20 protein-coding genes are annotated in these 24,920 nt (G+C 38.8%); 13 read left to right on the top strand and 7 right to left on the bottom strand.

The window, feature by feature from the left end; translation table 11 throughout:
* Positions 1 to 1,068 precede the first annotated feature (1,068 nt).
* The 3 genes from ACNF42_RS03240 to acs form a co-directional block, all read right to left on the bottom strand.
* Entirely contained in the window at positions 1,069 to 2,013 is a 945-nt protein-coding gene (locus tag ACNF42_RS03240) for a restriction endonuclease (protein ID WP_443338932.1), read from the bottom strand.
* Between the two features lie 883 nt (positions 2,014 to 2,896).
* Positions 2,897 to 4,045: an MFS transporter gene (locus ACNF42_RS03235; RefSeq protein ID WP_443338929.1), complete on the bottom strand. Its 1,149-nt coding sequence runs from the start codon at positions 4,043 to 4,045 to the stop codon at positions 2,897 to 2,899.
* A 91-nt stretch (positions 4,046 to 4,136) separates the two neighbouring features.
* A complete protein-coding gene (gene acs / locus ACNF42_RS03230; protein ID WP_443338927.1) occupies positions 4,137 to 6,086 on the bottom strand; it encodes an acetate--CoA ligase in 1,950 nt (649 codons plus the stop codon).
* Positions 6,087 to 6,201: 115 nt separating this feature from the next.
* Here acs and ACNF42_RS03225 point away from each other — a divergent pair, with 115 nt between their 5' ends.
* Together ACNF42_RS03225 and ACNF42_RS03220 are read left to right on the top strand one after the other, a co-directional pair.
* Entirely contained in the window at positions 6,202 to 6,813 is a 612-nt protein-coding gene (locus ACNF42_RS03225; protein ID WP_443338924.1) for an acetate uptake transporter, read from the top strand.
* A gap of 262 nt (positions 6,814 to 7,075) precedes the next feature.
* The gene (locus ACNF42_RS03220; RefSeq protein WP_443338921.1) at positions 7,076 to 7,468 is read left to right on the top strand and encodes a hypothetical protein; all 393 of its coding nucleotides are present in this window, start codon (positions 7,076 to 7,078) and stop codon (positions 7,466 to 7,468) included.
* Positions 7,469 to 7,535: 67 nt separating this feature from the next.
* Here the strand turns inward: ACNF42_RS03220 and ACNF42_RS03215 are convergent, their stop codons facing one another.
* A complete protein-coding gene (locus tag ACNF42_RS03215; protein WP_443338919.1) occupies positions 7,536 to 8,405 on the bottom strand; it encodes a hypothetical protein in 870 nt (289 codons plus the stop codon).
* Positions 8,406 to 8,572: 167 nt separating this feature from the next.
* Here ACNF42_RS03215 and ACNF42_RS03210 point away from each other — a divergent pair, with 167 nt between their 5' ends.
* The 10 genes from ACNF42_RS03210 to ACNF42_RS03165 all read left to right on the top strand — a co-directional run bounded on the left by ACNF42_RS03210 (position 8,573) and on the right by ACNF42_RS03165 (position 20,072).
* Complete coding sequence (locus ACNF42_RS03210) at positions 8,573 to 8,902, top strand: YidH family protein (protein ID WP_443338937.1); 330 nt, start codon at positions 8,573 to 8,575, stop codon at positions 8,900 to 8,902.
* Positions 8,903 to 9,144: 242 nt separating this feature from the next.
* Complete coding sequence (locus ACNF42_RS03205; RefSeq protein ID WP_443338916.1) at positions 9,145 to 10,974, top strand: ABC transporter substrate-binding protein; 1,830 nt, start codon at positions 9,145 to 9,147, stop codon at positions 10,972 to 10,974.
* A gap of 12 nt (positions 10,975 to 10,986) precedes the next feature.
* Positions 10,987 to 11,991, top strand: coding sequence for an ABC transporter permease (locus tag ACNF42_RS03200; RefSeq protein ID WP_443338914.1), 1,005 nt, complete (start codon positions 10,987 to 10,989; stop codon positions 11,989 to 11,991).
* Between the two features lies 1 nt (position 11,992).
* Complete coding sequence (locus tag ACNF42_RS03195) at positions 11,993 to 12,964, top strand: ABC transporter permease (protein ID WP_443338912.1); 972 nt, start codon at positions 11,993 to 11,995, stop codon at positions 12,962 to 12,964.
* On the top strand, positions 12,942 to 13,733 hold the full coding sequence (locus ACNF42_RS03190) for an ABC transporter ATP-binding protein (RefSeq protein ID WP_443338909.1): 792 nt from the start codon (positions 12,942 to 12,944) through the stop codon (positions 13,731 to 13,733). The genes ACNF42_RS03195 and ACNF42_RS03190 overlap by 23 nt, the downstream gene beginning before the upstream one ends.
* 9 nt (positions 13,734 to 13,742) lie before the next feature.
* The gene (locus ACNF42_RS03185; protein ID WP_443338907.1) at positions 13,743 to 14,735 is read left to right on the top strand and encodes an ABC transporter ATP-binding protein; all 993 of its coding nucleotides are present in this window, start codon (positions 13,743 to 13,745) and stop codon (positions 14,733 to 14,735) included.
* A gap of 36 nt (positions 14,736 to 14,771) precedes the next feature.
* Complete coding sequence (locus ACNF42_RS03180; protein ID WP_443338905.1) at positions 14,772 to 15,803, top strand: TrmB family transcriptional regulator; 1,032 nt, start codon at positions 14,772 to 14,774, stop codon at positions 15,801 to 15,803.
* Positions 15,804 to 15,885: 82 nt separating this feature from the next.
* On the top strand, positions 15,886 to 17,346 hold the full coding sequence (gene bgaS, locus ACNF42_RS03175; protein ID WP_443338902.1) for a beta-galactosidase BgaS: 1,461 nt from the start codon (positions 15,886 to 15,888) through the stop codon (positions 17,344 to 17,346).
* A gap of 195 nt (positions 17,347 to 17,541) precedes the next feature.
* Complete coding sequence (vat, locus tag ACNF42_RS03170; protein WP_443338900.1) at positions 17,542 to 19,788, top strand: VCP-like ATPase; 2,247 nt, start codon at positions 17,542 to 17,544, stop codon at positions 19,786 to 19,788.
* A 29-nt stretch (positions 19,789 to 19,817) separates the two neighbouring features.
* On the top strand, positions 19,818 to 20,072 hold the full coding sequence (locus ACNF42_RS03165; protein ID WP_443338898.1) for a PRC-barrel domain-containing protein: 255 nt from the start codon (positions 19,818 to 19,820) through the stop codon (positions 20,070 to 20,072).
* Here the strand turns inward: ACNF42_RS03165 and prf1 are convergent.
* Positions 20,064 to 21,308: a peptide chain release factor aRF-1 gene (gene prf1, locus ACNF42_RS03160; RefSeq protein ID WP_443338895.1), complete on the bottom strand. Its 1,245-nt coding sequence runs from the start codon at positions 21,306 to 21,308 to the stop codon at positions 20,064 to 20,066. The two genes, ACNF42_RS03165 and prf1, sit on opposite strands and share 9 nt — an antisense overlap.
* 46 nt (positions 21,309 to 21,354) lie before the next feature.
* On the opposite strand from prf1, the gene pyrH reads away from it, so the two are divergent.
* On the top strand, positions 21,355 to 22,035 hold the full coding sequence (pyrH, locus tag ACNF42_RS03155; protein ID WP_443338892.1) for a UMP kinase: 681 nt from the start codon (positions 21,355 to 21,357) through the stop codon (positions 22,033 to 22,035).
* On the opposite strand, the gene ACNF42_RS03150 is transcribed toward pyrH, so the two are convergent.
* Both ACNF42_RS03150 and ACNF42_RS03145 read right to left on the bottom strand, forming a co-directional pair.
* On the bottom strand, positions 22,032 to 22,958 hold the full coding sequence (locus tag ACNF42_RS03150) for a 2-oxoacid:ferredoxin oxidoreductase subunit beta (protein WP_443338890.1): 927 nt from the start codon (positions 22,956 to 22,958) through the stop codon (positions 22,032 to 22,034). The two genes, pyrH and ACNF42_RS03150, sit on opposite strands and share 4 nt — an antisense overlap.
* Positions 22,948 to 24,852 (bottom strand): 2-oxoacid:ferredoxin oxidoreductase subunit alpha, encoded by a 1,905-nt coding sequence (locus ACNF42_RS03145; RefSeq protein ID WP_443338887.1) that lies wholly within the window; start codon positions 24,850 to 24,852, stop codon positions 22,948 to 22,950. Before ACNF42_RS03145 ends, ACNF42_RS03150 begins: the two co-directional genes overlap by 11 nt.
* Between the last annotated feature and the right edge of the window lie 68 nt (positions 24,853 to 24,920).

The following is a 24,920-nucleotide window of genomic DNA, read 5'->3' as shown; positions in this document are numbered from 1 at the left end:
TCTCCATTGTCCTTCCTTCCAACATATTTGTAGTGGTAGCTTGTATTCTTGATTCTGGGATTGTAGTATGGCACCCTCTCATAGACGTATATCTTTCCGTTGACAGTTTTTTCAATTACCTGATTCTTTGATGTAATGGTGAGAAATACCACCATTATTAATAAGCTTTCTCCCTGTTCATGAACCAGTAATAAAGCCGCAAATCAGAAATTAATGGTGGTAAAGATTCGGAAAGTCAGGTTATATCCGCATGTTCCTTCTTATGGTTTCAATGGATAATTAAAGATTCTTTACAGGTCGATCCATTGTTATGTCACGATCCTTTTGCTGTTGATACAATATAGCATCTTATTAATGGAACAGGAATGCTATCATCAGCAATTTTGAGTATTCTGTATTAGGGAATGTTTCATTGTTTTTTGGTGAATGAAACATCCTTTGATCTTCTTGTTTTTCCGTCTCATCCCGGTTCATCACGCTTCACATGTCCAGGATATGATATGATGAATGTTGCATTCTTTGCAGATCCCCTCTTAACTTTGATATTTTTGATTCAAGATGTCTCTGCAACTCATTCCATATGATTCGATCTCTCCTGTTTTTGATAATCTTTCACGGAATAACTATATGGTTCTTGCATCCGGGTACTGATCAGGATAATCATTAAAGTTTATGAAGGATATCCTGTCATAAATCTCATTCTCAGCCTATTCATCTGTTGGGTTGTAAAGGCTCTGAAGGTAGAGAACCTTAACCACGGTTTCACGGGAATGTTTGACATTTTTCCCCTATCCGCATCATTATGACATAGATCATTAAGAAGCGGAGGAAAGGAATCCCGGTCTAATTTTTCCTTTGTAAATGCAAGTGGACCATTTACAAAATACCATCTTTATTTCCCCCTGAGAACTTCGTCAAAGGGGTCACTCATACTGTAACATGGGTGTTTCATGAATAAATGATACGGTGTTTAATGAGGGGGTTATTAGAAATCCTCTTTAAGGTTCTTTTAAAATAACTATTATAATTTTTTGTGAGAATATGTTCATGCATATTCTATACCTTTCCCTACAAAGATTCAAAATAACTTTTGTCTATTTCTCTTAGGGAATATTTTTGAATTTCTCTGATCCCTACCAAACTCTCAATCATTATAGATGCCAATTCATTACCGTCTATTAATTTAAGACTATGGTCAGTATCCCTTTTGGCAGTGTCAATGGCCTCCTTGGTGAATTTAGCTGTAGTTATCAATACTCCCTTTTTGGCATGTTTAGTAGTCAAAGCGCCTATAAAATCTCTAATCTTGTCAGGGCCAACATTATCTTTGCCATAACGCTTTGCCTGAAGATATATCTTATCAAATCCAAGTTTATCTTGTGAGATTTCACCGTCTACTCCTTGATCATTTGGTTGACCAAGAACTTTTGCCAATTCCTCATAGTTCTTTCCATAACCCAGAGCGAGCATCACGTCAATTACAATTCTCTCAAAATCTGCAGGTTTTACGGTTTTCAAAGTGCCTAATAAATCATTCTCTAACATTTTGTTCCTTTTTTCAAATATTTTTTCAATTTCCTCGTCAGGAGTATCGTTCGGAGAGATTTCAAAGTCTTCTTCTATATCTTTATCAATTGATTTAACCTTTATCTTTCGATGTCTAACTTCCTTGAACTCCTTAAAAGGTGGGAATTTTTCTAAATAAGTCCATTTTATTTTTTTAGGTAAAATTTCTGCTACTTCTTTTCCAGTTTCTGAGATTTCGAATTTGGAACGATCTGTCCTTACTAATAGACCAGCTTGAACTAGGTATGTTATAGCCCAAGATATCCTTTCATACATATAAGTTCTTTTTCCGTTCGGCATTAAAAGGCCAATTTGCTCTTTACTTAAATTGAATTGTTTGGACATTTCTTCTAAAGTCTCTGATAATTCGTGTTCCTTGCCATCAAGAGAATATCTAAGGATAGGGGCCAAAAATTCATCAAATTTCGGTAAATCTATTTCTGTCATTAATTCTTCACCTTTTCCCTTTTATAAAGTTTAATGTTTTTACCTCTTTAATCTTTTTCTTTTGTTACCATAGCGTTGATCTGTTTATCTTCAAATATTTCCGTTTATAAGGTTCAATTCCCATTACTCTGTCCTTGGTATTAGTAGTATCATTTCTTGATATCATAATATCGGGTATTTTAAACTCAAGTTCTTTGACCTTTCATAATAAGTATCTACCAAATTCTCTGACATTCTCAAACATTATGTTCTCAAGATTGTGCCGTTTATTCCTGAATTCATAACTCCTATTGCTTATGTCTGTAATTTTCTCAATCATTATCTTTGCATTTTCAGGTTTCATTCTTATGTGCTTAATTTCATTGTCTCAAACAAGTATCATCACTTTCACCTTAGTTTTTCATAAAATTTTATCCCTTAGTTATTTTCTGGCATTTCCCGATTATACCTAACTAATTGCTCTTTATAGAATATATAGCACTACTTTTTTTAACAGTATAATTTCGCTAACCTAGAATGATAGGAGAGTTCTTCATAAACTTAATAAGATTACAAGTCGAAAAGTCCTATGGCCAAAGTATAATCTGCAGCAATCCTCTTAAAAATTAGGATTACCCGATTTCTTGAATTAGAATTTTTTATCATAACCCGCATTCTATTTTTACTATCAGTGGAGTATTTTTTCCTTTCACGCATAGCCTCGGTAAGAGTCTCCAAAAGTAGGCATGATCACTACCCATTAACACTTTTGACTATATCAATCTGTTTCCTTTATCTGAGAGATCGGTTCACATCCTTTACACATTTATCTGTTTTCACTAATAATCAATGTATCTTTGTGTTCTCGCTTTTTTTACCCTCTGGTTTATGGTATATCATAAAGTTATGTTGCAAACCAAGAGTATTTCTTGTATAAAATCAGATCATACAGAGCCTTAATTCCACCAGTTATAAATATGAGTGAAGATGGCATCAATTCTAAGGCAATTCCTCCAAATAGAGGCCCAGGAATCTGTGATGCAGATCTTGCAGAGGTAAAATGGGAGTTAGCTGCAATTCTGGCTTCCTTTGGAATGAATGTATTAATGAAACTGTCCCTCGCAGGAACATCCATTTGGCTTGTAGTCTGTCTAAGATATAGAAACATTTCACTCCAAATAAGGTTGTGTAATACGGGCATAAGGAGAAGAAAACCGTTACTTATTAGGTGTGTAAACACCATAGTTCTTATGAGTCCAATGCGTGTTTGTATCTTTGACGATATGAGTATTGAGAACGCTGTTAGAATGTTTACTATCAGAAATATGTATCCTGCAGTTGACAAGTCAACCTTATAGACGACTTTGAACCATAGGGTAAGCATTGAGGTTGTAATCAATCCTCCACCTATTGAATCCATGGAAAAAAGGGCGGTTAGTGTGAAAACATGACCTCTCATATTCTCTGGAACTCTGGATTTTTCTTTCTTATTTTCCAAATTTGGAAAATTAACGAAAAGATATATAATAAATTGCAAGACAGATAGACCTAGATTTATCATAAATATGTTGGTAAAGGAAATATTGGATCCTGATAGGAACAGTAAGAGTGTTCCAATGGAGGCAGCAGCATAGGATCCAAAATTGTAAATTGAAAATGCCTGGTTTTTTGAGTGCTGATCAGTTTCATAGTGGCTTATGGTAAACTGTTCGATAGGCTGATAAGCAGACAGATCCCTTCCATTGAGCGAAATACCACCAATAATAATTCCAATCACATAGAAAATGGGGTTAGGGAAGATTATGAGCATTGTAAACCCCACGATCAAAAGAGAGGAAAGCAGCATAGAACGAAATCGTAATGAGGCTCTACTCCTCCCATAGATTGCAACAAATATGCTTGATGAGAAAATACTAAGAAAAAGAACTGTACCTATTTCAAAGGCATTGAAGTTGAACTTCGAGAGGAAGTATGGCGAACTGATTGCCATAGTAATAAAGATAAAGGATCTTAGGGATTTTGTAACTGTAAGAAGTGAGGATTCCTTGACCATTTAGTCCTATTGTAAAAAGATATAAAATATTTAGATGTGCGACTTTTTCTATGTTGTCAAATTAAGACTTTACAAGTTGTTTACAGCGACCCTATTTGGACGTTTCTTTTCTGAATTTCTCCATTTCTGACTTAATTTCGTCAACGGAGGCTGAACTTTCCAGTGTACTTATATCCCCAGGTACATCACCAAGAAATACTGCCTTAACGACTCTTCTCATTATCTTTCCGCTCCTTGTTTTGGGAAGGGTATCTACGATGTGAATCTCCTCAGGAACATATATTGGTCCCAGTTCTTCCCTTATTCTCTTCCTCAATGTGGAAACTATTTCGTTGTTTCCTTTGAATTGGTCCTTAATCACTACAAAGGCTACAATAGATTCTCCTTTTGTTTCATCCGGTTTACCAAAAACCGCAGCCTCAGCCACTTCATGGGAAGAAATAAGCGCATCTTCGATTTCTATGGTGCCCAGTCTGTGGCCAGCGACCTTCAGCACTTCGTCTGCCCTGCCAAGTAGCCAGTAGTATCCTTCAGAATCCTTCACAGCATAGTCTCCACAGTAATACATTCCATTGAACTTCTCAAAATATACTTTTTTGAATCGTTCAGGATCATTATTCAGTGTGAGGAACATCCCCGGCCAGGGTCTTCTATAGGCTATGTAACCCTTTTCTCCTGGCGGGACTTCCTTTCCATTTTCATCAAGGATGACTGGATCAACTCCCGGCATCGGAAATGTTGCTGATCCAGGTTTTAATGGGGGAAGCCCAAGTCCATTGGCCGGGGCAATTACGAATCCTCCTGTCTCAGTTTGCCAGTAAGTATCAATTATTGGGCATTTCGATCCCCCAATATTCTCATAGTACCACTTCCAGGCAGCTGGATTTATAGGCTCACCCACAGTACCCAGAACCTTAAGGGTTGAAAGATCGTGCATTTTTGGATATTTCTCTCCAAAACGCATAAGCGTCCTTATGGCAGTAGGTGAAGTATAAAGAATATTAACCCTATACCTTTCAATGATTTCCCACAACCTGTCTGGCTCAGGGTATGTTATAGATCCTTCATACATTATGGACGTGAGTCCAAGTATCAAAGGTGCAAAAACAATATAGCTATGTCCTGTTACCCAGCCAATATCTGCTGCGCACCACCATCTGTCATCCTCATCAGGATTAAAAGCCCATTTTAATGTATTTGCGACCCAAACCGAATAGCCACCATTTCCGTGGACAACTCCCTTTGGCTTTCCTGTTGTTCCAGACGTGTAAAGTATGTAAAGTGGGTCATTTGAATCCATTGGTACAGGCTTTACATAGGTCATGTTGTCCCCAACTATATCGTGGTACCAGATGTCTCTGTCTTCTTCCATTAGCACATTATGGCCGGTCCTTTTAACAACTATAACATTTTTCACACTGGATGTTTGTTCCAATGCCTCATCCATTATTTTTTTAAGTTCAACAATCTTTCCGTTTCTGAAACCTCCGTCGGCCGTTATTACAATCTTTGCCTTTGCATCTTCTATTCTTTCGGCAATTGCAGACGCTCCAAATCCAGCAAAAACAAATGAAAAGGTAGCCCCTATTCTTGCTGCCGCAAGCATTGCAACGGGTGCTTCAAGAATCATGGGTAGATAAATTAGGATTCTGTCTCCCTTTTTGATTCCGAGATTGAGCAGGGCGGATGCAAGATTATTTATCCTTCTGTAAAGGCCATCATAAGTGATTATCTTCTCCTCCCCCTTCTCTCCAATCCATATGTAGGCCGCCTTATTTCTCCTGTGAGAGATAACGTGCCTGTCCACCGCATTGTATGACACATTCAGTTTCCCGTTCACAAACCACTTATAGAAAGGTTTGTTGGTGTCATCAAGAACTCTGTCCCATTTTCTATCCCATTCCACAATAGTAGCAGATCGAGACCAAAATTCATCTGGGTTTTCTAAGGATTCCCTGTAAGCCTTTTCATAAGAGCCAACTCCTGGGTGAAACTTTTCTCCTGTTGGAAGAACTTCCCTTATTTCATCTTTTTCCGACATATACGATCATTAAGAAAATATTACAAATACTTTCCCAAGCTTAGAAAAAGGTTAAATATATTACCTCTTTATATTTTTATGAACACTATAATCCATATATTTGTGGGTGGGAAAAATGAGTGATACAATTGAGGACAATCCCTTCAGTAAAGCTCTGGCAGCAGATCCTGCTCCTCTTGGTTTAGCGGGTTTTGCATTTACCACATTTCTTCTGAGCTTTGTCAATGCTGGTCTAATCAGTTCTGGCGGTGTAAACGTTGTGGTTCCACTTGCTGTTGCCTATGGTGGTTTAGCTCAGCTTATCGCAGGATCCTGGGAGATGAGGCGTGGGAATACCTTTGGATTCACCGCCTTTACCAGTTATGGGGCATTTTGGGAATTTTATGCCCTTCTTAATATTCTTGCAGATATGCATGTTTTAACAGTATTACCTGCAAGCGCAATTGGATGGTCTCTAATACTTTGGGGAATATTCACATTGTATATGTGGTTCGGGGCCATAATGCTTAATACCACACTTAATCTTACATTCTTAACACTTTGGCTTGCCTTTATTACATTGGGTATTGGAGCCATATATTCAAGCAACACCTGGACACATCTTGGGGGCTATTTTGGCATACTTGCGGCATTCTTTGCAGCATACACAAGTTTCGCAATTGTAATAAACAGCATAAGACCAAACACAATTCCTGTTGGTCCTGGAATTAAATTAACTGGTAAATAAATAAATTTTTTTATTCTTTTCAATTACCTTATTCTTTTACTTAGGAATGTCATTTGGCAATCTATATTTTAAATCGCTCATATAATCAAGATAAAAATAATATAATTTTAGATGGGCTCAAAAGGTTGGGATCAAATAGTCAATGAGGAGTCTATGTTTGCAATTACTATAACTTTGGCTATTTGTATATATTTAATAATGTATTTCTTAGAAGTGGAATCTGTATAGAAATAATTAAATATAGATGTATATTTGAGCTTCAATGCAAGGCAAACCTGATCCCTTCTGGTTCATAATCCTATATTTATTGCCTATAATCGGGGCAATTGCAATGGCCATACTTTTCACAAATCTAGAAAGAAGAGATCGCTATCATATGTATCAGTCATCCGTTGAGGGTGTTGTTCTAATTATCCTTTTCATAATCCTCAGGGTTATATCGGCAATGGTTATGGACCAGGCTTTTTCAACGAGTACGTCCTTTAGCACAATAAGTTCAGCTGTTTCTCTAGTTCAAGCAATCGTTCTGATTATAGACCTCATCTCATTTCTGATATGGATATATGGAATATTTGTTGGTTTTAAGGCGAGTCAGGGATCAGATGTAAAAATGGTCTTTGTAGGAAATATAACAGACAAAATTATGGCAGCATGATTAAAATATATTAAATTTCTTTTATATTTTGTTATTGAAATAATTTTGTTAGTTTGTCATTAATTATTTAAAAGAGAAGACCATGAAATTTTCCTTCATTTACGGAATAAACGTGAAATTTTAAATTATAGTCTACTTTGAAAATGCCCCTTTTAATGTGCATTTCACCGTATTCGTCTATGTTACCTTCCCTTTTAATTATGTTGAGTAACTTTGAGGCATTTTCATCGTTACTAAAGAAGTATATCCTCATCCATGCTTCCTTGTATTTTTTTGCCAGGTTTTTTCCGTAAACATCGAGCAATCTGCTAGCCTTGGCAATCGTTTCACTTATTACATGTTCGTCAATGCTTCCATTTAGATTGCACTCGGCCATTATGTAAGGCAGATTTTCAACATCAAAGGCTATTACGTCAACTTTCGCGTTATCGTCTATTTCATATCCTGTTTTTATTTGTTCGATTTCCTTTACCTTAAAAATCAACCAGTTAGAACATATCATTGTGAAGGTTCTGTTATTCTCTTTTTCATTGGGTTTCAGAAATATTTTCTCTAATTCCCTTAGCATTTTATCACTCATTCCATCATAGAGTTGAATTCCTTTTCCAGTTGGAATTTTCTCTCCTAAGTTTTCTGCGAGTTCATTGAGGAGTATCCTGTGAATTCTGTGCTTCTGCAATTCAAGTATCACTTTCTCCCGGTAAAAATTATCTTCGTTTTTCTTTTCCTCCTTGACGGCCACCATTTCATCGTCGGATTTTTTTTCTTCCTTCTTCTCCAAATACTTACTTAATTCATGGGTCGGAATTTGTTCTAGCATGATCTTTATGAGGTCGTCTTTTCTTATTTTCTTAGGAATGTTACTAATATTCTCACTTGCACATATCTCCATTAATTTTGCCACAGTCAATGTTTTCAAAATATCTTCGGTAGACACAATTTTTTATTACTAAATTGTTAATAAGTATTATTGTTTATTTCACTTTGTTATAAAGAGAAAGTAGGTATCTAAATGCAAGAGTGGCAAAACAAATTTTTTATTAAGGGGGTTTCCCTTTTAATAATGTGACACAGGAATTCAACCAAAATAAGATTACTGATCATATGGCCAACGAGAGAACATACTTAGCATGGGTAAGAACAGGTATAGCAATTATCGCCCTTGGATTTGTTGTCGCAAAGTTTGGTATAATTATAAAAGAGTTGGTGCCCAATGCACCGAAAACATCCTATCACCTCTCAACTGGAGTTGGTGTAATCCTTGTAATTTCAGGTGGTTTTCTTCAATTGATGGCAATGCGTTCATTCATCACAAATAAGCGGAACATTGAAAGTGGAACATTCAGACCAAGATCCGCTAACGAGCTAATAGCAGGTATTCTAATACTTTGTATAGCTGCTCTGCTTGTTATATATATGTTATTGACTCTATGAAAATACAAACTTCAAGAAATATGAAAAGATATTCCATTAATATCTCATTATAGAATATAATTAATCTAACAGCACTTTCTGGTTCGCTGGGTTTAGATGGTTTTGAAATACTTCAAAAAGCAAGTAAGCCAGAGTTCTTGATACCCGATGTGCGATACAATATTCTTCATAAAGAACATACTATATCACATAGTATGGCAATTTTGAATAAATTTAAATAAAGACATTCAGTCAAAATGTTCATGGCTTTAAAAGATAAAAAGAAAATAATATTAGCAGTAACCGCAGCCATGTTGATGATCTTCTCATCAATGTTTGTAATAGCGGTCTCTGCCTATGGAAACAACTCTGGTGGTGGAATTTTTGCAACACCTCAGACGTCGAATAGTACGGCAAACTCTACACTATATTTATCTCCTGGACCTACGCCAGCTTTTACAGACAATTTCAATCCATTCAACATCTGGAGCACACCAGCAGGAATAATGGGTTTCATATATGAACCACTTTTCCAGATTAATACATATAATGGAACAGTAATTCCATGGCTTGCAACTTCATACCATTTCTTGAACGGTGGAAGGAATCTTACGGTCGATCTGAGACATAATGTTACATTCTCGAACGGTGAACCGTTCAACGCTTCAAGTGTTGTATTCACATTCAACACGGAAAAGAAGGACTACGGAGAATGGGGAACAGTCAGTAATATTTCAGCTATTAACAACTACGAGGTGGAATTCAACTTCACACAGCCACAGACCCAATATCTATTCTACATAGGTTCAACGGTCATAATACCTCAGAACGTATGGCAGGGTGTAAAGAATCCTGCAAGTCAAACAGTTACAAACCCAATAGGAACAGGTCCTTACATGATACAATCCTTCTCTCCGCAAAAAATAGTACTTGTTAAGAATCCTCACTACTGGCAGCCAAACGAGCCTAAGATCGATCACGTTGTATATGTTGATTACACAAGCAACAGCGCACTTTCATTGGCTCTTGCTGAGGGTAAGGTAGAGTGGGCATCTGTGTTTGAGCCCAATGTTACTCAGCTCTTTGTAGCTAACAACCCGGCACATAATCACTACTGGTATCCACCTGGTCAGCCGGTTACACTACTTCTGAACAACCTGATATACCCACTAAATTTGAGCTATTTCAGGCAGGCAATCAGTCTTGCAATAAACAGAACGGCCATAATGAACATAGGAGAATATGGATATGAAACGCCTGCAAATGCGGCAAACATACTCCAACAGCAGATGTCATATCTTAACGCAACAAATACAAAGATGGCAAATCAGTTAGCACAGTATAATCCATCAGCTGCCTTGCAACTTTTGGAATCCCACGGTTTTACTCTTAAGTCAGGCACACTTTACTCTCCAAACGGTCAACCTGTGCCCAATCTGAATCTCATGTCCATAGCTGGATACTCTGATTGGGATACCGATATAACAATTATTGCAGCGGATCTAAAGCAGATCGGCATTTCAGTGACAACAACAACTCCAACACAGTCCGTGGTTAGTGGAGATGTTACAGATGGAAACTATACAATGGCTCTGGATGTGGATACTGGAATCGGCCCGAACCCATGGTATGATTACAGTGGAATTCAGGGACCCGTTGTTCCAATTGGGCAGAATGCATACATTAATCCCGAGAGATGGAATGTCTCCTCACAGTTTGAGCAGTACTTTAACAACTTCCCATCAGCGGTTACAAATGCAACCCAGGAAGCTGATATAAATGGAATGGCCTCAATAATGCTTCAGCAAATGCCCATTGTTCCACTGGTCTATTCAGCAGACTGGTATGAATATGTCAACACGACCATTGGTGGATGGCCAAATGCAGCACATCCCTATTGGATACCCATGCCTTGGTACCCTGGACCAAGCGAGGTAGTACTGTTGCATCTATATGTGAAAAGTAATGCTCCTAACAGCACCGGAATTAGCAACACTGACTACTACATAATAGCCGCAGTGGTTGTAGTGGTAATTGCAGCAGTTGCATCATTCGGATGGGTGAGATCAAAGAAGATGAAAGCGAAAGAATGAAGGTAGGTATGTTTGAAAATTCCCATAAAATATATTATAAATAAAATTTTTCTTTTTGTAATTGTTCTATTTGGTGCTATAACTTTAAATTTTGTCTTACCCCGATTAATTCCTGGAAATCCTGCTGAAACTATCTATGAAGATGTTGTAAAGGAGTCAGGAGGGGCAGTAAATCCAAAATATCTCCATCAGCTGGAGGCTGAATATGGCCTTTCCCACGCACCAATTTATCAACAGTATTTTTCATACCTAAACGATCTTTTTCATGGGAATCTGGGCGTATCCATAACCTATTATCCGGTTTCTGTTTCAACAATTCTTTCTCAGGCCTTGCCATGGACACTGTTTCTGGTCATAACTTCCATTTCAATATCCTTCTTCATCGGAAACAGGATGGGTAGATATGGTGGAATTAACAGAAATACATGGAAGGATCTTACAGTAGATGTATTCAGCATGTTTATGGCGTCTTTTCCCGCATTTGTGATGGCATTCATAATTTTGGACATATTTGCAGTGGATGGAAAGTTATTCCCACTTGGGGGAGCATATAGTTATACTCTTAATGAAAGTCTATCCATTCCATTCATAATTTCAGTAATGTACCATGCAGCCCTTCCTGTTCTTACAATTGTACTGACCTCCTTGGGAGGGTGGACTCTGGGAATGAGAAATAATATTATTCCAAATCTGAATAGCGATTTTATAAATTATTCCGAAAGTCTGGGAATGAAAGATTATCAGTTGAAAAGTATTGCTTACAGAAATGCCATACTTCCAAATTTAACAGGTTTTTCCATGTCTATTGGTCTATCCATGAGCGGAGTCATAATTGAAGAATCAATATTTTCATATCCTGGAGTAGGAATGTACATGATTACGGCAATAGACAACCTGGATTATCCCCTAATGCAAGGTATATTTTTGATGGTTATAATTGCGGTTCTGGTCGGGAACTTCATAGTCGATTTGCTTTATGGATTTTTGGATCCAAGAATAAGGCAGGAGAGTGCTTAATATGCATAAAATAAATGAAATGGGTATCATTGAAAAAAATGACTCAATAAACATTCTGAGAGGAATATTGGGGAAGATAAGGTCGTATCTGGGTATATTGTTTCAGAACGGTAAATCCACCTTTGGTTTTTTCCTCTTAATGGCAATAGGAGTTTTCGCAATTGCAGGAATATTTTTTACACCTTACAACCCAGACGCCTATATTTTTAAGAAATCATTGCCACCCAACTCAGTGAATTTACTTGGTACCACTGGATACGGTCAGGATGTTTTTTCCCAGCTATTTGCCGGAGCAGCTCCAACTCTAATGATAGGTTTCGCCGTTGGAATTATGGGTACTTTAATATCTGTTTTCGTTGGAGTCATATCTGGTTTTGCCTCAAAGAGAGTTAACGATTTAATAAACTCAATAGTAAACATATTCCTGGTCGTTCCAGGTGTTTTACTGATTATGTTATTCGGAACTTACTTTCTCGGTTTAAAGGAGAATCTTGGATACATACCCACGATTCTCATTCTTATAATAACAGGGTGGGCATTTGGTGCAAGAACATTCAGATCAGTAACACTATCTGTGTCTAAGAGGGATTATATATTATCTTCAATCCTCATTGGTGAATCAAGAATCAGCATCATATTCCGTCAGATAATAAAGGCTATTATGCCAGTTATAGTATCAAACTTCTTTTTCACTGCGATGTATGGGGTTATGGGTCTCACATTTGTGGAGTATCTCGGAGTGGGAAATCTGAGTCAGGTTAACTGGGGAACCATGTTATACTGGGCCATAAATGATGAAGCTTACCTAACCGGTCAGTGGTGGTGGATATTGCCTCCAAGTCTGATGATATCTGCCTTGATGTTTTCCTTTATCCTTCTCAATTTTGGACTAGATGAAATCGCAAATCCATCTCTTAGGGTATACAACAAGAAAAGGAGGAAGATTAAAAATGCAACAAATACTGAGAACTGAGGGTATAGTAAAGCAGTTTCTAGTTAGAAAGGGACTGGTTTCAGGTAATACAATTAATGCCCTTGAAGATGTGAGCATATATTTAAATGAAGGGGAAATACTGGCCTTAGTTGGAGCAAGCGGAAGTGGGAAAAGCACACTCGCCAGGGTTCTCGTACTCCTTTACAGGCCAACTAAAGGAAAAATATATTTTTTAGATCAGGATGTTACAAATTACAAAGGAAGAAAGCTCAAAAAGTATAGGTCAGATATCCAGATGGTATTTCAAGATCCATATGCTTCTTTAGATCCATATCACACTGTTGATTGGCATATAAGGAGACCACTTATATTAACACATTATAAGGGAAATATAGACGAGAGGATAGACGAACTTCTTGAAATGGTAAAGTTAAATCCTCCATCCTATTTCCGTGGAAAATTTCCCCATCAGATTTCAGGTGGGCAAAGGCAGAGGGTCTATCTGGCAAGAGCACTGGCTGTAAATCCCAAGGTCCTGATTGCAGATGAACCTGTTTCCATGTTAGACGTTTCTCTCAGGATAGAGGTACTTGATCTATTGAGCTCCATTAGGGATAATCTTGGAATTAGTGTTATATACATAACTCACGACCTCAACACAGTAAGTGTCATCTCTGATAGAATATACGTCCTTCATAATGGAAAAATAGTAGAGTCTGGAAAGACGCAGGACGTCATCAAGAATCCATCAGATTCATACACCAGGGCGCTTATTGAGGCAGCCCCTGACCCTTATAAAAGGTTATGAGTGATTTTAATGGCAGATAATTCTATAATGAGTGTGAGGAATCTATCAGTTGGGTATTATTCAGAATCCGGATTTAATAGGATAATAAATGATCTCAACCTTGATGTGCACGAGGGAAAAATTCTTGGAATTGCTGGTGAATCAGGTTCAGGAAAAAGCACGCTGGCGCAGGCCATATATCGTTCACTTAAATATCCGGGAGAAATTGAATCAGGAGAAATTTTATTTCAGGGAAAAGACATAATCAAAATGGAACCATCAGAACTAAGAAAAATAAGGGCCGTAGATATTTCATTCGTTCCACAGGCCGCAATGAATGCCCTCAATCCAGTTAAGAAGATTCTCTATCAATTCTTTGATGTTCTCATTGCACATGGGAAAGATCCGGAGGAGAATTTGGACAAAATTAAGGAAGCTGTTAAAATGGTAAGGCTAGATGAATCCATCCTGAACAGTTTTCCTCACGAATTAAGTGGAGGCATGAAACAGAGAACAGTTATTGCCATGTCCCTGCTTCTATCTCCTAAACTGGTAATTTTTGATGAGCCCACAACTGGCTTAGATGTACTCGTGGAACACGATATATTGAAGGACATAAGAAAAATACAGAGGGAAACGAACATATCTATGATATTTATCACACACGATCTATCGATTCTGTATGAAATGTCGGATGAAATTGGAATGTTATATGCAGGTGAGCTAGTTGAAAAGGGGAAGTATGAAGAATTTCTCAATAACCCCATGCACCCATACAACTATTTGCTTACAAAGAGCATACCCAGGATTGGGGTGAGAAGGGAAAATATAATTAAATTAAAGGGAACACCAACCAATTTTGATCCCCAAAACAAAGGATGTCAGTTTATAAGCAGATGCCCTTTCAGCGAATCATTCTGTTCTGAAGCCCATCCTGAATTAATTCAGTCAGATAGAGAAGAGGATCATTACTACAGATGTGTCAATTTCCCAAACTGGAGAAGAAAGGCAGGAATAATGTGATAACTTATTAGGTAGTTTTTACATAGGGATATGGATATGGAAGAGGATATTTTTGACGGTCTCTCAAAATTTGGTCTGTCAACATATGAAATAAAGATATACGAAAGTTTAGTGTTGAAAGGTCCAATGTCCTCCACCGAAATTGTCAAGAGTACGGGTGTTCCTCAGCCAAGGGTTTATGACCTTTTCACATCACTTTTAAAGAAGGGATTCATCGAACAGAGCCTTGGTAAAAAGACAATCTACAAAGCAATTCCAATTTCCACAATAATGCGTCGTCAGAGGGAGTGGCTTGATTCCTATTCTACAAATCTTGAGAGATATGTCCAGAAGAGGATGATGTATTCAAGCAATTACAATTCATTTCTTTCAGTTGTTGAAAAGGATGAAAGGATAACAGAAAAAATTCTCAATATGATCAGTGAAACATACTCTGAATTGATACTTTCCATAAAATATCAGAGACTTTCAGAAATTAAGGAAGAAGTAATAAAGGCATCAAAGAGGGGAATAAGCATTCTAATGCTGGTATATGTTGGAAGCCAGAAAGAGATAAATTCACTTAATTTCGATGGTAAGGTTCTTTTAAGATATTCCCCCGGGCATGGAAATGAGATGACAATATCTGACAGAAGGTCATGTTTAATAACTGTACAGGGGGACGAAGGTTCAAAGGACTACGGTATATATCTGGAAGAGGATGATTTGATACATGTCATGTCATATTACTTCAACCAGTCTCTGTGGAAGGAGGCAAAGATACTGAAAAATTTTGATCCTTCCAAGACATGGGAGTTTTGTAACGTATGGGTAGCTTGTGATGCAATAGATTGCTTTAAGAAGGAATTATATGAAATTGAAGCGACCGTTGAAGGATATTACCACGAAGACAAGAGACACATAAAGGGAATTGTTGATCGAACGGAGAGAATTCCATTTGTCAGAAACACATTCTATGTCAGGGCAGAGGACGGAAAGGTTTATTCCGTGGGTGGAAAGACTGCGTCCCTTGAAGACATAAAAATGACCCATGTTACACTGAAGCCATTCAAGATACAAGCAAATTAAAATTCCTCCTTCTATTTTTTGCTATATTCAGTAGTAAATTTACTTCGATTAATTATAAATAATGTTCTACCTATGTGAAACGATGTTTCCGAAGGATTTTAAATTTGGTTTTTCAGAGGCTGGGTTTCAGTTTGAAATGGGTCTGTCCCATGTTGATGCCAATTCGGACTGGTTCATATGGTCCCATGATCAAAAAAATATTGAAAAACACTATGTATCTGGCGACCTTCCTGAAAATGGCCCCGCATACTGGGACCTTTACAAAAAGGATCATGATTATGCACAGTTTATGGGAATGAACTCCGCAAGAATAGGAATCGAATGGTCGAGAATTTTTCCACAATCCACTGAAGATATAAAGGTTGATGTTGAAAAAGAGGGAGATGCAATCAGAAAAATTGTGATAAATCGGGAGGCAATGAAACAGCTCGCAGAAAGGGCTGATAAGTATGGAGTTCAGCATTACAGTGAAATTTTTAAGGATCTGAAGGAGAGAGGCTTCTATCTGGTCATAAATCTCTATCACTGGACCATTCCAAAATGGCTAAATGATCCTTCACTTATATCTGGTAAAGATAAGGAATGGGCCATAGGTGGATGTTTTGACGAAAGGATAACAATTGAATTCGCAAAGTATGCAGCTTTTATCGGAAAAACCTTTGATTCCTTGGCTGATAGGTGGTCAACAATGAATGAGCCAAACATGGTGTTTCAGGGATGCAGCAGAGATTTTTCAAGAGGCGGTTTTTCCAGAAGAAAAAGGAATTTCGCCCAGGCTCACGCAAGAGCTTACGACGCTCTCAGGCAATATTCTTCAAAGGATGTGGGAATAATATATGCCAACGGTGATTTTCAACCGATGGATGGGAAGGATATGGAACTTAAAAATATGGTAGAATTTCAGATGCGTTATTCTTTCTTTGATGCAATAGTTAAAGGGGATTTGAGCTGGTATAATAAGGATATTGAGGGAGATGAAAGATTCTCAAAGGATCCAGATATAAGGGATGATATGAAAGGCCATCTGGACTGGATAGGGGTCAATTACTATAGCAGGGATGTTGTGGAGAGAAGTTCTGATCCGTCGGGATGGAGGATAGTCCTGGGTCTCGGGCATGCCACAGGAGAGGGAAAAAAATCGAAGGATGGGCGCTCTACAAGTGATACGGGATGGGAAATTTATCCAGAGGGGATTTATAATGTTTTAATGTCCTATCACAACAGATATCACATGAGAATGATGGTAACCGAAAATGGTATGGCAGACGCCATAGATCAATACAGACCAAAATATGTGGTTTCTCATCTTTACAATGTGGAAAGAGCCATTAAGGACGGTGCCAGGGTTGAAGGGTATTTCCACTGGGCACTTACAGACAATTATGAATGGGGAAACGGTTTTTCAAAACGTTTTGGGTTAATTGGAGTGAATCTGGAAACAAAGGAGAGGGAGCTTCGACCAAGCGCTCTTGTTATGAAACACATCATTGAAAACCATGGCGTGCCAGATGACATGATGTGGATGGCAAATCTCAAAATATGAATTTGATCTTATTTTTTAGTCCTTTCAGGACTATGGTTCAAAAATATTCTATTTATTTTTAAAAATTCTTTGTAGATATGATCTTATTGAATAATATTTAAATGGATTGTATGTATTTATTGCGAATTTAGTCAACCGCTAGTTTTCCCATCATTTTTTCTTTAGGATTATATACTCATTTAGCTTTTATGGTTCATGGCATACTCAACAGGAGAAGGTATTATACTTAGAGTAGCAGAGGCCAACGCTACTGATCCTGGAATGTCCAGGGTAAGGCTGGATGAAGAATCAAGAATTGCCCTCGGAGTGGAAATAGGTGATGTAGTTGAGATCGAAAAGAACCCAAAGAAGACCGTTGGAAGAGTATTCAGGGCGAGACCGGAGGATGAAAATAAGCAAATAGTAAGAATTGACAGTGTGATGAGAAATAACTGTGGGTGCTCAATTGGTGATAAGGTAAGAGTGAGAAGAGTTAAGGTCGAGGTAGCCAGCAGGGTTGTTCTGGCACCAATTATAAGAAAGGAACAGAAACTGAAATTTGGTGAAGGGATAGATGATTTTGTTCAGAAAACTCTTCTGAGAAGACCAATGATAGAGCAGGATAACATAAGTGTTCCCGGTCTGACACTTGCAGGTCATTCGGGACTTCTTTTTAAAGTTGTAAAGACGGTGCCATCAAAGGTACCTGTGGAGATTGGAGAGACTACCAGAATTGAAATAAAGGAAGATGCTGCATCAGAACTCCTGGAAGATGTTTCAAGGATCAGCTATGAAGATATAGGGGGATTAAGCGATCAGCTGAGCAAGGTAAGGGAGATAATAGAACTCCCATTAAAGCATCCGGAATTATTTGAGAGATTGGGTATAAGACCTCCAAAAGGAGTCCTCTTATACGGACCTCCCGGAACCGGTAAGACCTTAATTGCAAGAGCGGTTGCAAACGAATCAGGTGCAAACTTCTTCCCAATTAATGGTCCGGAAATAATGAGCAAATATTACGGACAAAGTGAACAGAAGCTAAGGGAGATATTTACAAATGCCGAGGACAAGGAGCCATCCATAATATTCATAGATGAGATTGATTCCATAGCGCCAAAGAGGGAAGAGGTGCAGGGAGAGGTTGAAAGAAGGGTTGTTGCTCAGTTACTAACACTGATGGATGGTTTGAAGGAAAGAGGGCACGTTATTGTTATTGGAGCAACTAACCGTATAGATGCAGTGGATCCAGCCTTAAGAAGACCTGGAAGATTTGACAGAGAGATTAACATTGGTGTTCCGGACAAAAAAGGAAGAAAGGAGATACTATCAATCCACACCAGGGCAATGCCTTTCAGTATGGAGGAGGAGGAAAAGGCAAAGTTCATAGACGAAATAGCAGACCTTACCTATGGTTTTGTTGGCGCAGATCTGGCGGCTCTTGCCAGGGAATCCGCCATGAACGCCTTGAGGAGATATCTTCCTGAAATTGATCTTGATAAGCCAATTCCTACCGAAATACTGGAAAGGATGGAGGTAAATGCGGACGATTTCAGAGAAGCTCTGAAAACCATTGAGCCAAGTTCCCTAAGAGAGGTAATGGCAGAGATTCCAGATGTCCACTGGGATGACATAGGTGGAATGGAAAATGTCAAGAGAGAATTAAGAGAGAGCGTTGAGCTTCCTCTACTTAGACCAGATGTATTTAAGAAGCTTGGAATACGCGCACCAAAAGGTTTCCTCCTTTATGGGCCACCAGGTGTGGGAAAGACTCTGCTGGCAAAGGCGGTGGCAAATGAAAGCAATGCCAATTTTATATCTGTAAAGGGCCCGGAAGTACTTAGCAAATGGGTAGGGGAGAGCGAAAAGGCCGTGAGGGAAATATTCAAGAAGGCAAAGCAGGTTGCACCTTCCATAGTATTCCTTGATGAAATAGACTCAATTGCCCCAAGACGTGGAGGGGGAACGGATTCCGGTGTGACTGAAAGAATTGTGAATCAGCTTCTGACATCAATGGATGGAGTTGAAGTCCTGCAGGGGGTTGTTGTTATAGGTGCAACTAACAGGCCGGATATTCTCGATTCAGCACTCATAAGGGCAGGTCGTTTTGACAAGATGATCTATATTCCACCACCAGACAGAGAGGCGAGACTCTTGATTTTAAAGGTTCACACAAAGAATATGCCTCTGGCTCCTGATGTCAATCTGGAAAAGATCGCTGAATTGACCGAGGGATATGTGGGTGCAGATTTGGAGAATCTATGCAGGGAAGCGGGTATGATGGCATATCGTTCAGACCCTGATGCAACAACCGTGACACAGGAAAATTTCAACGACGCCATGAAGACCATTAAGCCATCAGTTGACGACGAGGTTATTAAATTCTATGAGAACCTCTCCAAGAATATGGGAAAAAGCGTAAGAGAAAGAAGAAAACAGGTAGAGCAGAGTGGACTCTACAATTAAATTTTTATTGTAATAAGCACTGATTGTTCATGAAGATCAGGTTAAGGAAGGTTGTTGGTACTCAAATTGGCACCAGCGATGGAACAATAGTCGGTACAATAGATGACTTTGTTTTTGATCAGAAAACCGGAAAAATACAGAGCATACTTGCAGTACCCAGGGACCCACGACTTGTATCATTGAAGAAGGATGAAAACGGGAGATACATCATACCTTTCGATCTTATAGTAGCGGGGAAGGATTATCTGGTCCTTGATGTAGCAAAATTGAAAATGTTACGATGAGTGTGCCTCTTTTTGTGGTACGTACCTGAGAATTCCCACAACACCACCAAAGGCCTTTTTCAGGAGTTTTCCCTCGTCGCTCTCTTCTCCAATCATTTCTACTGTAGCACCTGAATCTTCTGCAAGCTTGTACAGTGTTTTTACAAAATCGTCCTCGTGATCCAGTTCCATTGCTGATCCACATGCAGGGCAGGTGTTATCCTCAGGTCTTGCGTTAAAAACCTCCTCATGGCCGCAGTTCGGGCATTTATAGTAGTATTTTGTCCTTCTTATTCCATCAGAAATAAGCAAAATATCAACTGCCTTCATTTCCAGAGCTTTATGAACCTCAGATTCACCATAAACCGCAAGGCCTTCATCACCCTTTCTCACCTCTTTCATAAATCTGTTTACAAGGTCCTTTTCTCTTGCAATTTCAAGGTCTTTCATGGATTCTGCTGCTTTTTCAACCAGTTCCCTCAATCCAGATTCATCTGTGTATCCAACGTCATAAAGATCGATCACTTTTTTTGTAATTTCGTTGAACATATATCCATTCTCGAAGAAATAGTTCTTTGTAGATCCAGGTCCTCCTATGAAAATGCCTTTCATATCTTTAATAATTGGCATAAAGGTGTTGTTAACTATTTCGCCTATTTTTTTAAAATATTCATTGGCTGCAATCTCAATAAGTCTTTCATATCTCCTCGAAGACTGACCTCCCTGATGATGCTTGCTCGGTACAAGAGACTGTTCATTTGTTACTGTAACTATGTTTGTTCCGTTTAGGAAGCCAATAGTAGCCTCCTTTCTGTCTATGACAATCAGTCCATAGACATCCTTGGCCTTTAACTGAACAAGCAATGGCTCTGTATAAAACTGCGAATCACATTTGTATATGAATGTCTGAATAGGCTCCGGAGGTTCTATGATCTCACTGAACATCTCAGTCTGATCCCCTCGCTTTTGCACATGACCCACAAAGAATACCAACCCAGTTTCAGGAGGAGATTTATAATATTTCAGCTTCGACATAATTGATTCTATTGCAGATAGAACGTTCTTTCTCGTTGATTTGGATTTTATGTTTGATGAAGTTGAATACTCTTCTCTTAAATATTGAACAACATCCCAAATCTGTTTATCCGGAGGTATGTATAAAGAAATCAGCTCTGTCCCCCGTCCCTTTAAATTTGAAAGCTCCTCCATAGCTTTCTTGAACTCATATCTTCTGAGCTGTTTCTCGTCGTTTGCCATAACTTAGAAAATTTATAATACTATATAACTTTGATGAATCGATTTCATGAAGCAATTTATAATATCCCTTGGGGGTTCTATGGTTAACCCGGATAAGATTGATGTTGATTTCATAAACAACTTCGTTCACACCATAAAAAGAATGGAAACAGGAAGGGTCGGAATAGTGGTCGGAGGCGGTATGACTGCCAGAAATTATGTTAAGGCAATGAGAAACTATACTGGAAATAATTTCTTTCTTGACGAGATAGGTATAAGGGCTACCAGAATGAATGCGATGCTTCTTGTTGCATCCATGGGCACACCTCAGGAGACCATTCCTGAATCCATAACAGAGGGTTTGTCCGTTCTGAACAGAAATGGAATAGTTATAATGGGTGGTACTGTCCCAGGTCATACAACAGATACAGTATCCATGTTGCTTGCCGAATCTGCCGGAATAAGGGATGTAATTAACATTACATCTGTGGATGCAGTTTATAGTGATGACCCAAAGAAGAACCAGGATGCGATCAAATATGAACAACTGACCTACGAGGAGGCCTTTAAAATTTCACTAGCTAGCTATTCAGGAGCTGGAAGTAATCAATTTCTGGACTCAGTTTCACTTCTCATAGGAAAGAGGGCTGGCTTAAATATTCACCTTATGTCAGGAAAAAATTTTCAAAATCTGGAAAACTGTCTTATGGGCAAAAAATATGAAGGTACAATCATAAAAAATGATTAACCTATTATTTTGTCTTCGAATGTTTTTTCAGGATCAACAACTGTGAAGCCTGCGTCAGTTGCTATGACCTGCTCAGCCGGGGTTATGTCCAGGTAGTTGGGCACGTTTCTATTAATTCTCTTTGTAAATGGTTCTATGACGCTGTTTTGATAGAATATTCCAGTCGGTATTTTATCACCCCACTCCTGAGCCTTAAGCATTGCCTTTGAGAATTTGTCCTCTGCCTCTGATGCGTTTTCCTGAGTGACCACAGGGTTCCATGTGTTGTCGTCCTCTAATTTGTAGACTCTCTCCTTGTACCATTCCATTGTATTTATGTTATTGTATGTAGGGCAGGGCTGCAGTATATCAATTACTGCTGATCCTGGATGATTTATGGCCTTCTTTATTATTTCTTTGAGCTGTTTCATATCAAAAGAAAAGCCTCTTGCCACAAAGCTGTAACCGGAAGAAAGAGCCAGCGCAATTGGGTTCAGTCTCGTAAATATGTTAGGTTTTGATAGACTCTTTGTTTTTTCTCCGATTGGCATTGTTGGAGCAGCCTGTCCCTTAGTGAGACCATAAACCTCATTGTCGTATATCATTATGGTTATTCCGGAGTTTCTTCTCCCTTCCGCAACAAGATGCCCAGCTCCGATACCCATCAGATCGCCATCTCCTCCTGTTACCAGCACCTTGAGCTTTGGATTTGCAAGTTTGACTCCAGTTGCATATGGGATGGCCCTTCCGTGGAGGGTGTGCATCCCTGCCACATTTATGTAATGTGGAGTCTTTCCCGAGCAACCTATTCCTGAAACCATAACAACACCCAGTGGGTCCAGGTTAAGCTCTGTCATCGCTGATGTAATGGATGTGACTATTCCAAAATCACCACATCCAGGGCACCAGTCTATTGTAAGATCCGTCTTAAAATTATGCGCCATGTTTCAACACCTTTTCAATCTTATTTCCTTTATTTTTAATTATCTCAATAGCGGATTGATATATTTCATCCTCCGTCATATGTCTACCATTATACTTCAGAATTCTATTTTCAATGTTTATTCCCGTATTTGCCATGATCACTGAAGCGGCCTGACCAATGTAGTTGCTTTCCACGTCAATTATTATCTTAGCCTTGGAAAGAACTTCCTTCACAAATTTTGTGGGGAATGGTATGAACATCCTGAGGTAAAGCAGGTTGGCATTGATACCCTCTTCCTTAAGTAAATCAATTACATCAAGGATGGGTCCTTTCTGACTTCCCCAGGTTACAAACGTAATCTCTGCCTTCGGGTCTCCGTAAAGTATTGCCTTATCCTCTAAAGGAATCTCGAGATCTGCTGTTTCCAGTTTCTTGAATCTCTTTTCCATCATCCTGTCTCTTATGTCACTATCTTCTGTTACGTGGCCGAGTTCATCGTGTTCATCACCTGTCATCCAGAATATATCCTTACCAAATGCTCCAAGATTGGAGATACCATTCTTTGTATCCAGATTATATCTCTTAAAGTTCGTTCCATGTGGTTCTAATTTCTGGGCCATAACAGGCACTTTCTTTGGATCTATAAGTGAGACAAAGTCAGTTGTGTTCGCAAGATTTTTGTCAATTAGGTGCAGAACTGGCATTTGATACCTCTGTGCATAATTCAGAGCCTTCATGGAATCATAGATACATTCTTCCACATCTCCAGAGGAAAGAACTATTCTTGGGAATTCACCATGACCTGTATTCATCGCAAACAAAAGATCTGATTGGCCGTTTCTTGTGGGTAAACCCGTTGAAGGGCCTCCTCTCTGGTAGAGTGTTATGACAAGAGGTATCTCATCAATTCCTGCAAACCCAATGGCCTCAGCCATGAGCGAAAAACCCGGACCACTTGTTGCAGTTGCGGCTCTTGTTCCTGTAACCGCAGCTCCACTAGCCATGGTTGCAGCTGATATTTCATCCTCAGTCTGCACTACAACAACACCCGCGTCCTTAAGCTTGCTTGCCTCTGCATCTATCCACTTAATGTAATTGTGTTCCTCCATTATGGTACTCTCATCACTGGCCGGTGTAATTGGATAGTAAGTCTGCATTCTCAAGCCACCCATAATTTTTCCAATTGCAGCCCCATCATTGCCGGTGATCATGAATCTCTTTGAGTGTTCAATGTATGGTAGTGTTTCTCCGAGTAATCCATTATTTCTGCAGTAATTGTATGCAGCATCAACTACTCTTACATTTTCCTCAATAATCTTATCCTTTCCTGCAAATACTAATCTTATACTCTCTTCCATATATTTTCTGTCAACACCTGCTATTGCAAGTGTCAGTGCAGCTCCAAGAGTATTGAAATATCTACTGGGTACACCTTCCTTTATGGCATCCTGAACAACATTGTTGAAGGGAATGGATAGTGGAACTGCACCCTTTGATTTCATCCACTGTACCGCCCCTGCAATGGTATTGGGGAATTTCTCCTCATCAAGAGTTTCCTTTATCTTCCTGGCGGTATCTCTCATGATCATTCTTGCCTGTGATAATTCAGCTTTTTCAATACTGCTATCATAAATTATCTTTGTACCGGGTCCTATATCCTCCAGATGTTCAAAAATGCTGTCTGGGTCAAGAGCAACCAGAAAGTCCACAGGATATTTTAAGGAACGGGGTCGTTCAGATTTTATCCTTACGTGGGTGTAACTGTGTCTTCCTTTGATATTTGAGTGGTATTCTCTAACACCAAAAACATAATAACCTGACTGTGCAAAGGCCCTGCTGATCATATTGGAAGATGTATCAATACCTCCTCCTTGAGGGCCACCAACTGTAATGTTGATGTCTATTTTTTTCATCATACTGGGTATTGATTCGTTATTAAAATAGTTTTCAAAGTTTTAAAACGCTGAAATTTCAAGTTTGA

It is taken from the genome of Cuniculiplasma thermophilum (assembly GCF_052315355.1).
Classification (GTDB): Archaea; Thermoplasmatota; Thermoplasmata; order Thermoplasmatales; family Thermoplasmataceae; genus Cuniculiplasma.
The sequence above is the reverse complement of the archived record's forward strand: the minus strand, read 5'-3'. Positions and strand labels throughout refer to the sequence as shown.

Coding starts and splice junctions, on each gene's coding strand:
- ACNF42_RS03240 (WP_443338932.1), bottom strand. CDS start 2,013: ATGACAGAAATAGATTTACCGAAATTTGATGAATTTTTGGCCCCTATC.
- ACNF42_RS03235 (WP_443338929.1), bottom strand. CDS start 4,045: ATGGTCAAGGAATCCTCACTTCTTACAGTTACAAAATCCCTAAGATCC.
- acs (WP_443338927.1), bottom strand. CDS start 6,086: ATGTCGGAAAAAGATGAAATAAGGGAAGTTCTTCCAACAGGAGAAAAG.
- ACNF42_RS03225 (WP_443338924.1), top strand. CDS start 6,202: ATGAGTGATACAATTGAGGACAATCCCTTCAGTAAAGCTCTGGCAGCA.
- ACNF42_RS03220 (WP_443338921.1), top strand. CDS start 7,076: ATGCAAGGCAAACCTGATCCCTTCTGGTTCATAATCCTATATTTATTG.
- ACNF42_RS03210 (WP_443338937.1), top strand. CDS start 8,573: ATGGCCAACGAGAGAACATACTTAGCATGGGTAAGAACAGGTATAGCA.
- ACNF42_RS03205 (WP_443338916.1), top strand. CDS start 9,145: ATGGCTTTAAAAGATAAAAAGAAAATAATATTAGCAGTAACCGCAGCC.
- ACNF42_RS03195 (WP_443338912.1), top strand. CDS start 11,993: ATGCATAAAATAAATGAAATGGGTATCATTGAAAAAAATGACTCAATA.
- ACNF42_RS03190 (WP_443338909.1), top strand. CDS start 12,942: ATGCAACAAATACTGAGAACTGAGGGTATAGTAAAGCAGTTTCTAGTT.
- ACNF42_RS03185 (WP_443338907.1), top strand. CDS start 13,743: ATGGCAGATAATTCTATAATGAGTGTGAGGAATCTATCAGTTGGGTAT.
- ACNF42_RS03180 (WP_443338905.1), top strand. CDS start 14,772: ATGGAAGAGGATATTTTTGACGGTCTCTCAAAATTTGGTCTGTCAACA.
- bgaS (WP_443338902.1), top strand. CDS start 15,886: ATGTTTCCGAAGGATTTTAAATTTGGTTTTTCAGAGGCTGGGTTTCAG.
- vat (WP_443338900.1), top strand. CDS start 17,542: ATGGCATACTCAACAGGAGAAGGTATTATACTTAGAGTAGCAGAGGCC.
- ACNF42_RS03165 (WP_443338898.1), top strand. CDS start 19,818: ATGAAGATCAGGTTAAGGAAGGTTGTTGGTACTCAAATTGGCACCAGC.
- prf1 (WP_443338895.1), bottom strand. CDS start 21,308: ATGGCAAACGACGAGAAACAGCTCAGAAGATATGAGTTCAAGAAAGCT.
- pyrH (WP_443338892.1), top strand. CDS start 21,355: ATGAAGCAATTTATAATATCCCTTGGGGGTTCTATGGTTAACCCGGAT.
- ACNF42_RS03150 (WP_443338890.1), bottom strand. CDS start 22,958: ATGGCGCATAATTTTAAGACGGATCTTACAATAGACTGGTGCCCTGGA.
- ACNF42_RS03145 (WP_443338887.1), bottom strand. CDS start 24,852: ATGAAAAAAATAGACATCAACATTACAGTTGGTGGCCCTCAAGGAGGA.